16 protein-coding genes are annotated in these 14,459 nt (G+C 47.9%); 3 read left to right on the top strand and 13 right to left on the bottom strand.

Annotation, left to right across the window (positions count from 1 at the left end; all coding sequences use genetic code 11):
- Positions 1-6: 6 nt before the first annotated feature.
- The 7 genes from HPY27_RS22785 to HPY27_RS22755 all read right to left on the bottom strand — a co-directional run bounded on the left by HPY27_RS22785 (position 7) and on the right by HPY27_RS22755 (position 6,547).
- The gene (locus HPY27_RS22785) at positions 7-888 is read right to left on the bottom strand and encodes a LysR family transcriptional regulator (protein WP_174226037.1); all 882 of its coding nucleotides are present in this window, start codon (positions 886-888) and stop codon (positions 7-9) included.
- A 224-nt stretch (positions 889-1,112) separates the two neighbouring features.
- On the bottom strand, positions 1,113-2,234 hold the full coding sequence (locus HPY27_RS22780) for an aminotransferase (protein ID WP_174226036.1): 1,122 nt from the start codon (positions 2,232-2,234) through the stop codon (positions 1,113-1,115).
- 33 nt (positions 2,235-2,267) lie between these two features.
- Positions 2,268-3,317: an ornithine cyclodeaminase family protein gene (locus tag HPY27_RS22775; protein WP_174226035.1), complete on the bottom strand. Its 1,050-nt coding sequence runs from the start codon at positions 3,315-3,317 to the stop codon at positions 2,268-2,270.
- 130 nt (positions 3,318-3,447) lie between these two features.
- Positions 3,448-4,179, bottom strand: a complete 732-nt coding sequence (locus tag HPY27_RS22770) for an IclR family transcriptional regulator (RefSeq protein WP_174226034.1) — start codon at positions 4,177-4,179, stop codon at positions 3,448-3,450.
- A gap of 27 nt (positions 4,180-4,206) precedes the next feature.
- Complete coding sequence (locus tag HPY27_RS22765) at positions 4,207-4,896, bottom strand: amino acid ABC transporter permease (RefSeq protein ID WP_017252169.1); 690 nt, start codon at positions 4,894-4,896, stop codon at positions 4,207-4,209.
- 65 nt (positions 4,897-4,961) lie between these two features.
- On the bottom strand, positions 4,962-5,774 hold the full coding sequence (locus HPY27_RS22760; RefSeq protein WP_173624035.1) for an ABC transporter substrate-binding protein: 813 nt from the start codon (positions 5,772-5,774) through the stop codon (positions 4,962-4,964).
- Between the two features lie 50 nt (positions 5,775-5,824).
- Complete coding sequence (locus tag HPY27_RS22755) at positions 5,825-6,547, bottom strand: amino acid ABC transporter ATP-binding protein (RefSeq protein ID WP_017252171.1); 723 nt, start codon at positions 6,545-6,547, stop codon at positions 5,825-5,827.
- A gap of 213 nt (positions 6,548-6,760) precedes the next feature.
- Between HPY27_RS22755 and HPY27_RS22750 the strand changes: the two genes are divergently transcribed.
- Together HPY27_RS22750 and HPY27_RS22745 are read left to right on the top strand one after the other, a co-directional pair.
- Positions 6,761-7,360 (top strand): hypothetical protein, encoded by a 600-nt coding sequence (locus HPY27_RS22750; RefSeq protein ID WP_017252172.1) that lies wholly within the window; start codon positions 6,761-6,763, stop codon positions 7,358-7,360.
- Between the two features lie 279 nt (positions 7,361-7,639).
- Positions 7,640-8,797, top strand: a complete 1,158-nt coding sequence (locus tag HPY27_RS22745) for a serine hydrolase domain-containing protein (RefSeq protein ID WP_174226033.1) — start codon at positions 7,640-7,642, stop codon at positions 8,795-8,797.
- 108 nt (positions 8,798-8,905) lie between these two features.
- On the opposite strand, the gene HPY27_RS22740 is transcribed toward HPY27_RS22745, so the two are convergent.
- The 5 genes from HPY27_RS22740 to HPY27_RS22720 form a co-directional block, all read right to left on the bottom strand.
- Positions 8,906-9,457, bottom strand: a complete 552-nt coding sequence (locus HPY27_RS22740) for a riboflavin biosynthesis intermediates N-glycosidase (protein ID WP_017252174.1) — start codon at positions 9,455-9,457, stop codon at positions 8,906-8,908.
- A 113-nt stretch (positions 9,458-9,570) separates the two neighbouring features.
- A complete protein-coding gene (locus HPY27_RS22735) occupies positions 9,571-9,921 on the bottom strand; it encodes a DUF6463 family protein (protein ID WP_017252175.1) in 351 nt (116 codons plus the stop codon).
- Between the two features lie 30 nt (positions 9,922-9,951).
- Positions 9,952-10,146, bottom strand: coding sequence for a hypothetical protein (locus HPY27_RS22730; RefSeq protein WP_017252176.1), 195 nt, complete (start codon positions 10,144-10,146; stop codon positions 9,952-9,954).
- Positions 10,143-11,327 (bottom strand): ArsA family ATPase, encoded by a 1,185-nt coding sequence (locus HPY27_RS22725; protein ID WP_174226032.1) that lies wholly within the window; start codon positions 11,325-11,327, stop codon positions 10,143-10,145. Before HPY27_RS22725 ends, HPY27_RS22730 begins: the two co-directional genes overlap by 4 nt.
- Before the next feature lie 75 nt (positions 11,328-11,402).
- On the bottom strand, positions 11,403-11,879 hold the full coding sequence (locus HPY27_RS22720) for a MarR family winged helix-turn-helix transcriptional regulator (RefSeq protein ID WP_174226031.1): 477 nt from the start codon (positions 11,877-11,879) through the stop codon (positions 11,403-11,405).
- Between the two features lie 145 nt (positions 11,880-12,024).
- Here HPY27_RS22720 and HPY27_RS22715 point away from each other — a divergent pair, with 145 nt between their 5' ends.
- Positions 12,025-12,213, top strand: coding sequence for an H-type small acid-soluble spore protein (locus HPY27_RS22715; RefSeq protein ID WP_017252179.1), 189 nt, complete (start codon positions 12,025-12,027; stop codon positions 12,211-12,213).
- 62 nt (positions 12,214-12,275) lie between these two features.
- On the opposite strand, the gene HPY27_RS22710 is transcribed toward HPY27_RS22715, so the two are convergent.
- Positions 12,276-14,459: a polysaccharide pyruvyl transferase family protein gene (locus HPY27_RS22710; RefSeq protein ID WP_174226030.1), complete on the bottom strand. Its 2,184-nt coding sequence runs from the start codon at positions 14,457-14,459 to the stop codon at positions 12,276-12,278.

Below are 14,459 nucleotides of genomic sequence, written 5' to 3'. Positions count from 1 at the left end.
TCATGACTACTCTTCTCTTATCGATAACCAAATGTCTTTGACCAGTTCCATGAAGGTCTGGATTGCAGGCTCTTCTCTTCGGCGCCCCAGACAGACCAGCAATGTTTCTGCTTTCTTGGAAAAGCGGTACAACTCCATTAGTTCTCCTGTTCGAAGCTCTTTTTCTACTAGAACCTTACTGAGCAGGGCTATGCCTGTTTGATTCAGGACTGACCGTTTGATTGTTTCTTCGCTGCTACATTTAATGACAGAGGGTGGGATGTAGTTTAACTCCAACAGGCATTGGGTAATAAATTCATCGAGATTGCACCCCTCCTGATAAGACAAAAAAGGAAAGGTCACGAGTGCGTCTGCCAGTGTTTTGTCCTTCATCAAATCAGGAGAAGCAATCAAGGTGAATTGTTCCAAGTCCACGACGCTGGAATCAATACCTGGTTGCGAGGTGATGCCCGCAATGATCCCAATATCTGCCTCGTGGGCTTGTATTTTTTTCAAAGTTTCCTGACTGGTGCATGAAATGACCTGCAAATTGACCTGTGGATGTGTCTCTACATATGCTTTCAGAATTTGGGGCATGTATTGGATGCAATAAAACTCCGGGGCCGCCACGACCAGCGGTCCTACAGGCATGTCTAAGTGATTAAGTCCCTCCGCCATGTGCTGGAGAACGTAGAAAAGCTGATCCGTATGTTGTTTCACTATTTTTCCGGCCGGTGTCAAAAACGTGCGCTTGCCTACCCGATTGAGCAAAGGGTGACCCAGCTCCCGCTCCAATGCTTGAATCTGGAGTGTAATCGTAGGCTGGCTGTATCCGAGTTGCTCTGCAGCCTTCGTCAAGTTCAAATGCTCGGCAACGACCTGAAATGTCTTCAGATTGCGTAACTCCATGATTGATTATCCACTCCCTCACCGAACGACACCCATTCTTCGTGTAAGTGCGTGTTCAAAAAGTCGGCTTTTTGAACAACCTCTGTTAGAAAAAGTGTAGCCGAGAGTGGCTCTATGTTCAACCGATACCCTATGCGTGCTCCCCTATCATCTCCGCCAGCTTGCGAGCATAAGAGTGTCTCTTTTCTTCCACCGAAGAGACACTCCCTCTCCTACTTTATCCCTTATTTGCGTGACTCCAAAAACTCCGATACTTTTGATAGACCTACTTGAAGCACTTCAGACGAGCAGGCGTACCCGATTCGTAACCACCCTTCCATGTCGAAGCAGCTGCCTGGTGTCAAAAACGCCCCTGTCGTTTTAAACAGGTCAATGCAAAACGTTTCCGAAGGGATATCCAGCTCGTACTTGAGCATTGCGGTTGTTCCAGCCTGCGGCTTGACGTAAGAGACCAACGGCTCCTTCGCTACCCACTCGTCGAGAATCTGCAGGTTGTCCCGCACGATCTTTAGGCTGCGCTCCATGATCTTGTCGCGGTTTTTCAGTGCATGGACAGCCAGCATGTCATCCAGCATCCCGCAGCTGATGGTCGTGTAATCACGGTGCTGGAAGCAGCTTTTGATCACATCCTGAGGTGCTGCAATCCACCCCAGACGCAAGCCCGCCAATGAAAACACTTTGGACATGCTGCTTGTCGCAATCCCTTTTTCGTACAAGTCGACGATAGATGGTACCACAACCTCCGGGTCTTGGTGCAAATTTCGATACACCTCGTCACACAGTAAGTAAGCATCTACGGAGCGGGCAATCTCTACGATTTCTCGCAGCAAACCTTCACCCATCAAAGCTCCAGATGGATTGTTCGGATTGTTGATACAGATCAGCTTGGTCTTGTCTGTAATGAGTGAACGCAGCTCAACCGGATTAGGCAAAAAATCATTTTCCGGCAAAAGTCTGAGCAGCTTGACCTGCGCTCCGAACGACTCCGGTACCGAATAAATTTGCTGATACGTTGGATGCACTGTAATTACTTCGTCACCAGGCGCAACGAGCGAGAACAAGGTGAGAAAATTCGCTCCGATCGCCCCGTTCATCGCCAAAATGTTGTCCGGCTTCATCGTTTGATACATACTCGCGACGAGGCTGCGGAATTCCGGCGAACCCTCGATATGACCGTACGTCAGCTTCTTCTGGGCCATCTCTCGGAAAAAATCTTCCGGCTCATCGGAAAGGCGGATCAACTCTTCTACCGTCAGCGAATCGACGCATGTTTCGGCAATATTGTAAACAGCCTCCATCTCATAGGCGTTCATCCATTCTTCTACTTTAAAAGGTGCAATTCTCATCGTCGTTCCCCTCCTAATCCTATCCTTTCACCCTTACAGATCAACGATCGTTCCTATACCGCGCTTATCCGCCACTTTCAAAATGTGTGCAGCTGTCAGTAAATCTTGGAACGCGATCCCGGTGCTATCAAAAATCGTGATTTCTTCTACATGTTGTCTTCCTTGGGCACGACCGGGGATGACATTGCCAATCTCTGCTGCGATATCGCCCTCTGTTATCAGCCCCTTTTTTACAGCTACCTTTGTCTCTCCCACCCGTACTGACTGTCCGACATCATCAACGAAGACGCGCGCTTTTGCAAAAAGCCGTTCATCGATTTCCTGTTTTCCTTCCATGTCTGCCCCTATGCAGGTAATATGCGTCCCCGGCTTTACCCACTCCGCTTGGATCATCGGTTCACGTGAAGGAGTTGCGGTGATGATCATATCTGCTTGTCTAGTCGCTTCTTCGAAATTGTCCACCGCGATAAACTCCACGTCACAACGGCTGGCATACCGCTCGTACTCTTCTCCCGCATACTTGGAGACGAATCTGGTCAAGAGGTTCTCTTTGATTTTGGCGGCAAAGCTTTGCGCCTTTTCTGGTGATCGCGGATTGCAGATGTACACCCGCTTGATCTCTGTCATCGTCATCAGTGTCGCCATGATTTGAAAAGGAGCCTGATGTCCCGTCCCGACAATCAGCAGGTTCTCCGATTCGGGACGTGCCAAATACTTTGCACCGATTCCTCCGGCAGCTCCCGTACGCATGCAAGTAATGTGCTCTCCACTCAAAATCCCCTGCGGTACGCCAGTTCGGCTGTCTACTACCATCACAGTACCGACTAGTTGTGGCAGACCTTTCTTGTCATTGTCACCGAACCAGGAGACGAGCTTTAGTCCAAATATATCGGCTTGCGGCAAATGACCGGATTTGATATCCATGTCGGCTCTACCCTCTACGAACTCATGAAAAATGAGTGGAAACAACGTCGCCTGCTGACTCGATTTCATTTGATAGGCTTGCTCTACCACTTCGATGACACTAGCCATATCCAGCACATCTTCCGTTGTTTCCTGATTAATAACGCGAAATGGAAACATGTCTCTCTCCCCTCCCCACTGTTTCTTTCACACTAACACAGTTTTTCGAGGCGAAAAAATTGAAAGATCTGATGGTTACTATAAAAAAAAGCAAACCCTCCATCCACAGATGCTGGAATGGAGGGTTAACTTATGCGCCGCCGATTCTTGCCGAAATCGTCGTAGCTTGGCGTTTCACTTTTTCGATGAGTAGGGGCAATCGATCTTCTGTCACCCGAAAGCACGGGGCGTTGATCGAGAGCGCTCCGACGAGTTGATTTCCGTAGCCGATGATTGGAGCAGCGACTGCCATGGTGCCTTCCGTCTTCTCTTCGTAGCTGATCGCATAGCCACTTTTCTTCGCTTCACTCAGCTGCTCCAAAAATGACGGCTGCTTGTCTGGCGAAAGCTGGGCTGAAACGACTTTCGTGATCGCATCCTGCTTCAAATACGCGAGAATGATTTTGCTAGGGGCGCCGATTGTGAGAGGAATCCGCTCCCCCAGGTTCTCGTCTATGCGTATTTTCAGTGGACTTTCTACTTTTTCGATCGGCATCGAATCCGTCCCCGCCAATACGTTGAGGAAGATACTCTCCTCGACTTCATTCGCCAGCTCCTCCATGAAAGGCCTCGCCACAGCCCGCAGGTTTAGCTTTTCATGCAGGATAAAACCGATTTCCATCCACGTATATCCCGGCTTGTAATGCTTGGTGACTGGGTCCTGTTCAACCAATCCGAACTGGATCATGGATTCGAGAAAACGGTGGAGCGTACTGATTGGTAGACCCGTTGCGCTCGCCAGCTCCGAAATCGGCCAAGCATGTTTTTCGTCTGAAATCAGTACCCGAATAATTTTCATCGCCCGTTCGACTGATTGAACCATCTTTCTTTCGTCCTCCATGACTAAGAGTTACGCCGCCACACTCGTGTTGTCTTTCGCTTGTTTATTGGGGGCTTTGCCTCTGGCTAATCGTGCTTCCAGTTTGTTTACGAAATATGAGAAGATCATGATCAATACGAGATAGTACAAGCCTACGACCATATAAGTCTCTAGCTGCTTGTAGTTGGAGGCTGCTTCACCCAGACCGGTTCCCCATAAATCTTGCATCCCTACGTAGGCGACCAGCGATGAGTCTTTGAGCCCGATGATAAACTGATTGCCAAGCGATGGGATCGCCCGACGGAACGCCTGTGGCAAAATGATTCTGCGCATCGCCAACGGGTACGACATTCCGAGTGATCGGGATGCCTCCATCTGCCCACGATCAATGGACTGGATCGCGCCTCGGAAAATTTCTGCAATATACGCGCCGTTATGAACTGCCAGCGCGATGGCTCCTGCCCAAAACTGCGAGAGCGTCACCAAATTTGCCAAGCCGAAGTACAGAATACAAATTTGCACGATCAAAGGCGTCCCGCGAATGACGGTAATGTAGACGTGTGCGATGTAGTTCAATACTTTGTTATCGGATATCCGGAAAAAGGCAATGACAAGACCTACCACACAACCGAGCATCAGGGCAACGGCCGTCAACTGAACTGTGAGCCATGTCGCTTTTAGAAAAAGGGGATAACTGGATAGAAAAATATCAATAATCACGTGCAATCCTCCTCACATGAAGCGTTAAAAAGGGGGGCATCCATCACGGACACCCCGTTGCCCACTTACTGTTTTTGCAGGATATTGCGGCCAAACCATTTTTGGCTGATCTTTTCATAGGTACCGTCTTTAACGATCTCGTCCAACGCCTTGTTGAGGCGATCTACTGCCTCCTGGTCACCCAAGCGCACAGCGATCGCTTGCTCGTCAAAGCTCAGTGGTTCGCCTACGTCAATTACTTTTCCTCCGCCTTCTTTAATGAATCGCAAGCCAACTACCTGGTCGGTAATCACGGCATCGAGGCGTCCTGTCGGCAGGTCGAGCAAAGCGGTGATATCGCTATCATACTGCGTGATTTTATCTTCATCGGTCAGCTTTTTCGCCCAATCCAAGTAGTTGGATGCTTTTACTACGCCGATCTTTTTGCCCTTCAAATCTTCTTTGCTCTTGATGGTGGTATTGCCCTCTTGCACGAAAATTTGCGAACCGGAACGGTAGTACGGATTGGTGAACAGAACAGCTTTTTGACGCTCAGGTGTGACGGTCAAGCTCCCGATGACAGCGTCGTATTTTTTCGCGTCCAGACCGGGGATGATCGTTTCAAATGGATTGGTGATCGGCACTGCGTTCATGCCCATTTTTTCTGCCAGTGCTTGTCCAATTTCTACGTCAAAGCCAGTAAGTTGCCCGTTTTCCTTGAAGCTAAACGGCTTGTACACGCCACTCATGGCGTACGTAAAATCTTTCTTTCCACCGTCTCCAGAAGCTTGTCCACCTGCTGCCGGTGTGCTTGTCTGTGATCCACAAGCTGAGAGTAGCAGCGAGCCCATTAGAACCGTGGACAACAAAATTCCGGACCATTTTGCACGTTTTTTCATTGGTGATTCCCCCTGTTTTTCATCTCTATATTATTTAGATGTAGCGGATTTTACCGGATGCTACCTAAAAACTGCTTGGTACGATCATGCTGCGGATTCTCAAAGAATTCACTCGGTGGTCCCTGCTCCAGAATTTGCCCATCGTGCATGAACACCGCCCGATCTGCTACTTCACGAGCGAACCCCATTTCATGTGTCACGACGATCATTGTCATTCCTTCTTTGGCGAGCTGCTTCATGACTTGTAGCACTTCACCGACGAGCTCGGGATCGAGTGCAGAGGTTGGCTCATCAAAAAGCATGATTTTCGGCTTCATCGCAAGCGCCCTGGCGATGGCAACCCGTTGCTTTTGTCCACCAGAGAGCATGTCTGGGTAGACATCGGCCTTATCCTGCATATTCACTTTTTTCAGGAGCTCGTACGCTAATTGTTTGGCCTCTGCTACATTCATCCCTTTGACGTGAACAGGTGCCTCGATCAAGTTTTCCAAAACTGTCTTGTGCGGAAACAGATTAAAGTGCTGAAAAACCATGCCGACCTCGGCGCGGAACTGATTCAGATTCGTCTTGTGTGGATCAATTTGCTGACCACCGATTCGAATCTCTCCGCCGTCATAAAATTCCAGAAAATTCAAACATCGGAGTAAAGTACTTTTTCCTGAGCCACTGGCTCCAAGCAAGACGACAACTTCCTTTTCTTCCACCGTGAGCGTAACGCCCTTCAACACGGTTAACGGGCCAAAAGATTTGACAAGCTGCTTAACCTCAATCATCCTGCTATCCCCCATTTATGTCCCGGATGAATTGCGCATTAATTTTTCCGAATACCGGAAATGATTTCTGATTTAAATTATAATTATATATTTTCTGATATTCAAGAAAAATATGTTTTATTGAATAAATATTCACGATAAGACTATGGAATAGTTTTCCTCCTTGCGTGGAATGAATAAGCGGGAGTGTTTTATACATCAAGGAGGACCGTGATGAAAGTAGCAACGTACTTCTATGTAGGACTCATCCTCATTTTTCTGCTCTCCGCCTGTTCACTGACAGGTCCACAAGCAGCGCCACCGCCACAGCAAGCGGCTCCATCTGACCCTGAGCGGGAAGTCAAAAGACCGACAACCGATGAGATCAAAGGTCGAACCATAAACAATCAGTTCACGGTGCCGATCCCGATCACCGAGACATTTACGTTTGCCATCCCTCCCTCTTGGACCGGAAATTACATCGTGGAGGAGTTCTCATCGACGACTAAGCGCCCCCCTCGCCAACAGCCACTGGAGGGCAAGCTGGATGTGCCGACGAAATACGAAGCGCATTTTATGTTCGCTCCCAATCAACGAAAGGAGGAGCGATCCTCACTCCTCACCATTTTTGTCATGACGGTACCACATTGGAATCACCTGTCCAAATTGGAAGGACCGCCGCTGGGTGATGTACTGGCACAAACGCATGGGCTGGTATACGTCGTTTCCTTGCCTCAGTCCAATCCCTATGATCCAGCAACTCCAGACGGGAAGCTGTATGGGCAGATGGTCATGTCTTTGGACCAGGTCAAAGCTGCGTTTTCTGTGCAATAAAGAAAGAAGTGGTTGGGCAGCACGATGTCTGCTCAACCACTTTTTCGTGTAAAAACAAATTTTAATGCAGCACAATGTCAAGCTATTTTAAACATAAGTAATTTGTAAGGAATGCGTAAGAAAAAAGAGATTTTCATTCTGTATGATAAAAAAACAACGCGGCGTGAAAGGCGGAACAAATATGACTTATATATGAAAAACAAACCATTTAACAAGAGTGTTTCAAGGAAAAGAACAAGCAATCACCTATACAATATAAATAGAGGAGAGAAATGCCTTATGAAAAAACGTAGTCAAATTACATTTGCAAGTCTGGCCCTTTTAATAGCTGGAAGTTCCCTGTTATACATAACGCCAACCTCAATTGTAAAAGCAGAGCCCACTCAAAATGTATCTAGTTCGTTACAAACAAGCACTCAACGAGATCGTAATTCCGTCAAGCAAGCAATGCGGGATATATTGCAACTTGGAAACCCGGGGATACTCGCTAAAACTTATGAGGATGGAAAAACATGGGGTTACGCTGCTGGGGTATCGAATCTGAGCACTAAGAAACCAATGGAAACAGATTTTCGCTTTCGCATTGGCAGCGTGACGAAGACGTTCACCGCAACAGTTGTACTTCAATTAGCTGGAGAGAATCGCCTGAATCTAGACGACTCCATCGAAAAATGGTTGCCTGGTGTCATTCAAGGAAACGGATATGATGGTAACCAGATTACTATCCGGCAGATATTGAACCATACAAGTGGTATCGCTGAGTACTTAAGATCAAAAGATGCTGATATGATGAATGCCAAAAAATCATATACCGCTGAAGAATTAGTAAAGATTGGGCTTTCTCTGCCTCCAGACTTTGCCCCAGGAAAGGGCTGGTCATATTCAGACACAGGATACGTATTACTGGGTATCCTTATTGAAAAAATAACCGGAAACAGCTATGCGGAAGAGATTGAAAATCGGATTATTGAACCGCTTGAATTGTCGAATACATTCCTACCTGGCAATTCGAGCGTTATTCCAGGCACCAACCATGCCCGTGGATATTTCCATCCAGACGGAGCAAGTGAGCTAAAAGACGTTACTTATTATAACCCAAGTATAGCTAGCTCGGCTGGGGATATGATTTCTACTGCCGACGACTTAAATAAATTCTTCTCTTACTTACTCAGTGGCAAATTACTGAAGGAACAGCAATTAAAAGAAATGCTTACTACAGTTCCTACAGGAAGTGCTGAAATCAGCGGATATGGTCTTGGAATCTATGAAACGAAGCTTCCAAACGGTGTTTCGATATGGGGACATACAGGTAGCATTCCAGGGTTTATTACTCTTGTTGGGGGTACACTTGGAGGCAAGCATATGTTGACCGTCAATTTGAACAATTTGGGTAAAGCTAACTTTAAAAATATGTTACTTACAGAATTTAGCAAGTAGGCAAAAAGGAAAAAATACGCTATTCTTTCTGAATAATCATAGGAAAGAATGGCGTATTTGTACGTCTATTTCTGTTTTGCTCCCCCCAAAAAAGATGGGCAACCTGGATCATGAACGTAACTGCTCCCTGACTGCCACCAATGCAAAACCGAGCAGATTTTCTCCCCGCCACTTTTCGGGCTGTTCCGCATGCGGATGATCGTGGGCCATCCCGATTCCCCATATCCGATCATAAGGACTCGCTTCCACAATAATACGGTCACCTGTGTCCAAGAGGTACGCTTTCAAATCGGCATGCTGGCTGAATTTTAATAGGTTTGCCTGGCGAACGATCGCCGTCTTGTTCGCATTCCACACAGCCTCGTCAAAGGAATGAACCTTTCGTCCCAATTCCTTCGCTTGTTTTGGATGGCTTTTCCTGAGTATTTCATCACGAATGGCAAGATCACCGAACAGCTCAGCCTTTTTCGCCATCATGTAATGCTCAGCGGTCAAGTACGTGATACCGTCCTCTACAAAAGCGGCCGGATACCATTGGCTGAAGCATGATTTATCGATAGTGCCTGACTCCTTCTGTGTATGTCCCCAAAAGAACAAGTATTTCACTCTGTTTTTTTGCGATTCTTTGATTAAGGTTTGGACGTTATAGATGTGCTCCATCGTGTTATCCCCATCTTTCTTTTATAGACAATCCCATCCTCGGATATTGAAACATATGGAAAATGGTACATTCATTTTATCTGAACCATCTACCTATCCGCAAATTTCTTACATCACTTGCGAAGCAAGATGCCTGCCTGTGGTAAGGCTAGCCAGAAGCCCGATACAGGCATGGCAATCACCCCGACCACACATATGCCAAGAATCGTCCACCCGAAAGCAATCGGCGGCTCCATTCCCTTCTTTTTCATCAGCCAATCCGCCATATATCCGAGCAAAATCAACAAAAAGCCAAACATCATAAACCAGAAAGCAGCATCTTCCTCTCGCCCTACCGCATTCCAAAAGCCATTTGCGACGATCTGCTGAAGTGGCTCCGCGTAGAAAAAAAGTCCGACAACCGTATGCAGCAGTCCTGTCAAGATGAGAGTGAAACCCATTTGGCGCTTGATCCCATTTACCATGTCATTTCTCTCCTCTCAATTTGGCCTATTCTATTCCTTGGAAATGTTGATCTTATGAGCCCTCGGACGTTCCTGTTCATCCTGTAACGCATCGATCATGCTGTCGATCACTGACCGCGATGCGAGTAGCCATTCTTTGCAGGCATTTTTCACATGTCGCTTGGTTTCATGCTGTTCCATATTCCCAAGAATCGTCAGCACCCGATTCAATCCAGTACGTCTCAATGTTGGGCAGCCCCTTCCCTTTCGCTAAAACGAATGATCAGCCGATCTTCCGCATATTTCGCTCCCGTAACCTGTCGTCCCATTAATACTCGTGGTAAAATAACTTTTCGCTTGTAGGCACCCGCATTTACGGTCAATTCATCCCCTGTTTGCGTTAAATCCAAGGCTGCTTTATCTACAAAAGGAATCGTCAGCTCCAAATGCATCTCGCCGTCCACTTCTCGAATCAGTTCCGTTCTGCCCTGATAAAGCTTGGCGGATGGGTCTTCTGTTCCAAAAACGATGTCAGCCAATTCTTCTAGAATGGGCAACCCAATCACTTCTTTTGGCATCATTGGTGCTTTCAAAATCGGGAGCGGCTGAAAGTTTTCCACGATTTCGTTCTCATACTTTCGTTGCAGCTCTCGCCAGTAGGCAAAAAATCCTTCTCCCGCTTCATCCGGAAGCACCCGATTCACGATGATCGCATCCGTATTGAACCCGAACAGATTCAAGTACGTGAACGAGCGCTTTGCTTCCGCGAGCACCATTTTTTCTGGGTTTACAACGATCCTCACTGATGTAATCTCCGGGTCCAAAACAATTCGTTGCATTTCCTCCAGCCCCCGAGCGAGCTGCTCGACACTGTCTAGCACATCATCAGAAGGAAGTTCTACTTTGTTGACGATCTTAGCCACTGGGCGAACCAGTTTGATCAGCTTGCGCTCCGTCGGAAAAATTTTCTCCAACCACCAATTCAATACGTTCGGATAACTGAGCAGACGCAGTGTTTCTCCGGTTGGGGCACAATCGACTACCAGGACGTCGAACTGCCCGCTCATGGCGTGTTCCTTGATCTGTAGCAAACTGAACAATTCCTCCATACCAGGAAAAACGAGCATCTCCTCCGTTGTAATATCAGTCAGCTGTGCTTTGTCGAGCAGTGTTGTCAGCCATCCCTGAACGGCTCCCCAGTTGCGCTCGGTTTCCCGCAAGCTATTTACTTCCTGGCCCCATAAATTTTCGCTGATTGGTACGGGATCTGGTCCGATCACAGTCCCCAATGAATCTGCCAAACTGTGTGCGGCATCCGTACTGAGTACGAGCGTCCTCTTTCCCTGCTTTGCCAGCTTAACAGCCGTTGCTGCTGCGACACTCGTCTTCCCAACCCCACCTTTTCCGGTATAAATGACGATTCTCATCTCGACTCTCTCCTTCCAATCCATTTAATACGATTTCGTAGTAATTAGACAAAAAAAGAAGCAGGCTCGAACCGACTATTCCTCAATGTTGATCTTGATGGAACGAACCTTTGTTTCGCGCGACTTGACAGGTCCTCCCTCCTGAAATACCTTGGCTGCCTTGAGTAACAGGGTGGTGAATTGCTCCATTTCTTCCGGTGTAAATGCTTCCTGAAGCCTGCCCAGCATCGCCAACATCATTTGCTCCGATTCTTTTGCGAGCTGTTTGCCTGGTTGTGTCAGTGTGACGAGCTTCACCCGTTGATCCTCTACAGAGGTCGCCCTCGCGATGTATCCTTTGCGTTCAAGCCGTTTCGCGATGCTGGTCATCGAACTAAGCGGCGCCCCCATCTCTTGCGCCAGCTCTGACATGGTCAAGTCTCCGCGGAACAGCAATATGAGGAGGGTCGACAAATCGGAGCGAGTCAGTTTTTCTTCAAGCTGCATCGTATCAGACATAAAGGCGAACGGACGCAAACCGGTTTTCAGAAAGAGGTCATATAGTTGCTGCATACCGGTGACTCCTTTTAGTACGATTTCGTAGTAATTTCCCCTTCAATTTATTACATATTTTAGGAAATGTCAACAGGCGCAAAAAGTATACCTTGCTTGGCTGACGTACATATTAAAGCTGTTACGAATGACAGGAGGAGTCAAAATGAATAAACAGCGCGCGAAAGAAATCGCCGCTTCACCCGTTATGGCGAATGTTACCTGCGATGGAATACCCGTATACATCCAGCACATCGATGATGACAACGACATGGCAAGGATATACCCGCTCAACCAGCCGGATCAGGAGATGAGTGTTCCTGTAGCCAGCTTGCGGGAGCACGGTGAGTACTGATTTTCGTCACTTTTCATGAATGAAAGAGGGGACCTGTAGCGAAGCACAGGTCCCCTTTTGATTTACAGCAGACCTTGGATAAACGGCTGCTCCAAATTCTCCATCATCTTTTTTTGACTGGCTGCTATTTTTGCTGCGATCTGCTCCCTGCGTGCGATTGCATCCCAGGTACAAATGAGAATTCGTTCCGCTAATAGTGGCTCATCTGTTGAGACGAGGAGCTCCGGTAGACCCAAGGAGTAAGCGAAGTCGATGCTTTTGATGCGATACGCTAAGCAGACGAATGGAACTCCAGCAGCGGCACTCAGCACATTGGCATGCAGCTTAAAGTTAATCGTCGCCTGAAACCCTTTCATCAGCTCCAGCATTTTTGAATGGTCGTGTAGCTCCAAGTCGAGGATCGTATGCGTTGGATCGCCGATTTTTTTGTGCAGTCTTTTTATGGCTTCCCGATCCGGTCCCCACATCGTCAGCAAATGGATATCGTAGCCTAACTTGATGAGCCTCTTGGCTGCATACACCAGTGCATCCTCTACGGCGTCCTCGTTTTTCCCATAGATGCGATTATAGGATGTCCCCCAGTTGATACCAATGGTTAATCGCTTGCTTTTGTCTACCTCTGCTGCTGGTGATGCAGGAAGGAGCAGCATTCCTGGGTCTCCGCTGATCCATGCTTTGCCGCCTACTCCCGCTTGCTGGAGGTATTGAAGAGTAACCGGTCCTCGTACACCAAAGAACGTAGCGTGTTCCGCGATTTTTTGCAGCGTCTGGCTCATCTTTTCATTGTCTGTCATGAGCTTCGTCGTTAATATGCCAGAGGAATCGAGCTGCACCTTATCCTGTGAATCGAATCCGCTCCCCCAGATCCATAGCCGCTTTTTCTGTTCAACTGCTCGATAGGCTACATCCACATAACCGGGGACAAGAAGCGAGCCTCCCCCCAAAACGACGGTGTCATATTCGCTTAAATCGTTGAGGTCAACCCCTGGCAGCGAAGGAATCACCTTGTATTTAGCTGGGTCGAGATATTTGCGGGACAAATCGTGAAAGGCATGCCACATCAGTTCGTCACCCAAATTTTTGAACCCTAGCCAACCTACGTACAAGACTTTTTTCATATTCATCTGACCTCCCCCATTCTTCACTTGAGCGTAGATGGTAAGCAAGGAGGCACATTTCTGCGTGATATGAAAATTGGATTGGACCCATGCTCTTCCCAGACCTCCTATTTCCTTCAGCTGACTCCGGTTTCGGCACGCTTGACGCAGAGCGCTATCGATCAGCTGAGGAGATGGCTTCTGCACAGAGGAGTGGTCACCGAAGTAACAGTCCCAAGCTAAATCGTAAGACGAAGGCGCGACCAACCCGACGTAGCCATGATTTCCGATCGCAAGCACTGGCTTTTCGCACGCCATCGCTTCGAGTGCGACCCTGCCTGTTCCAATCACCAAATCACTGATTGCGTAATACGGTCGGACATCGGTTTGCTCCCCCACAATGTGGATATAGGGCTGCCCTGCTGCTTTATTTAACGCTTTTGCCAGCTCATGTACATGAATGGACTGGGCACCCGAACCCACCACCACGATATGCAGGTTGGGGATTTCACTACGCAATGTTTTGGTTGCTCGCAACACCATGTTGCACACCGTTGCTTTTTGCCAAGCCAGCCTGCTGACATACGTCACCACTGTGGCATCAGACGGCAAGGAAGGTAGCTTCACCATTTTTGCAGAGTCAGGCCGGAAATCTTCCACATCAATCCCATTGGAAATGAGTGTGGTTTTCACCCCTAGCTTTTCCCAGAATAGTTGGACAGGTTTGCTCACACTGATGACAGCGGAACAGAGCTGTGCCACTTTTATCGCTTCATCCTTTGGATAGTACGTGCCATGCAAGGTAAATACGACGGGTATGCCCAACTGATTAGCGGCAGTAGCGGCGAGTAAGCCTGAAGGAGTCTGATGCACATGGACGATGCTAATGCCATGCTTCTTCATAACCCCCTGGTAACTCTCGATCAAATGCTGCCCGCGTGCCGAGAGGGGTTCCCGTGCGGAGTCGATTCGTTCAACTAAAAAACCTGCATCGACAAACGCTTGATAGAGGGGGCCGTTCCCGCCAGCATAAAACAGTTGGGCGCCCTTTTTTTGCAACGCTTTGCCTATGCTAAGAACATGTGTCTCGGTTCCGCCTGTCCCCAAATTATCCAGCACCATCAAGATGCGATCATTACTGCTATTCAA

This window comes from Brevibacillus sp. HB1.1 (assembly GCF_013332445.1).
Classification (GTDB): domain Bacteria; phylum Bacillota; class Bacilli; order Brevibacillales; family Brevibacillaceae; genus Brevibacillus; species Brevibacillus porteri.
The sequence above is the reverse complement of the archived record's forward strand: the minus strand, read 5'-3'. Positions and strand labels throughout refer to the sequence as shown.

Excerpts from the sequence above, each read along its gene's own strand:
- HPY27_RS22760 (WP_173624035.1), bottom strand. The coding sequence starts at position 5,774 with ATGAAAAAACGTGCAAAATGGTCCGGAATTTTGTTGTCCACGGTTCTA.
- HPY27_RS22785 (WP_174226037.1), bottom strand. The coding sequence starts at position 888 with ATGGAGTTACGCAATCTGAAGACATTTCAGGTCGTTGCCGAGCATTTG.
- HPY27_RS22745 (WP_174226033.1), top strand. The coding sequence starts at position 7,640 with ATGAAAAAACGTAGTCAAATTACATTTGCAAGTCTGGCCCTTTTAATA.
- HPY27_RS22775 (WP_174226035.1), bottom strand. The coding sequence starts at position 3,317 with ATGTTTCCATTTCGCGTTATTAATCAGGAAACAACGGAAGATGTGCTG.
- HPY27_RS22740 (WP_017252174.1), bottom strand. The coding sequence starts at position 9,457 with ATGGAGCACATCTATAACGTCCAAACCTTAATCAAAGAATCGCAAAAA.
- HPY27_RS22750 (WP_017252172.1), top strand. The coding sequence starts at position 6,761 with ATGAAAGTAGCAACGTACTTCTATGTAGGACTCATCCTCATTTTTCTG.
- HPY27_RS22735 (WP_017252175.1), bottom strand. The coding sequence starts at position 9,921 with ATGGTAAATGGGATCAAGCGCCAAATGGGTTTCACTCTCATCTTGACA.
- HPY27_RS22715 (WP_017252179.1), top strand. The coding sequence starts at position 12,025 with ATGAATAAACAGCGCGCGAAAGAAATCGCCGCTTCACCCGTTATGGCG.
- HPY27_RS22725 (WP_174226032.1), bottom strand. The coding sequence starts at position 11,327 with ATGAGAATCGTCATTTATACCGGAAAAGGTGGGGTTGGGAAGACGAGT.
- HPY27_RS22780 (WP_174226036.1), bottom strand. The coding sequence starts at position 2,234 with ATGAGAATTGCACCTTTTAAAGTAGAAGAATGGATGAACGCCTATGAG.
- HPY27_RS22720 (WP_174226031.1), bottom strand. The coding sequence starts at position 11,879 with ATGCAGCAACTATATGACCTCTTTCTGAAAACCGGTTTGCGTCCGTTC.
- HPY27_RS22755 (WP_017252171.1), bottom strand. The coding sequence starts at position 6,547 with ATGATTGAGGTTAAGCAGCTTGTCAAATCTTTTGGCCCGTTAACCGTG.
- HPY27_RS22770 (WP_174226034.1), bottom strand. The coding sequence starts at position 4,179 with ATGGTTCAATCAGTCGAACGGGCGATGAAAATTATTCGGGTACTGATT.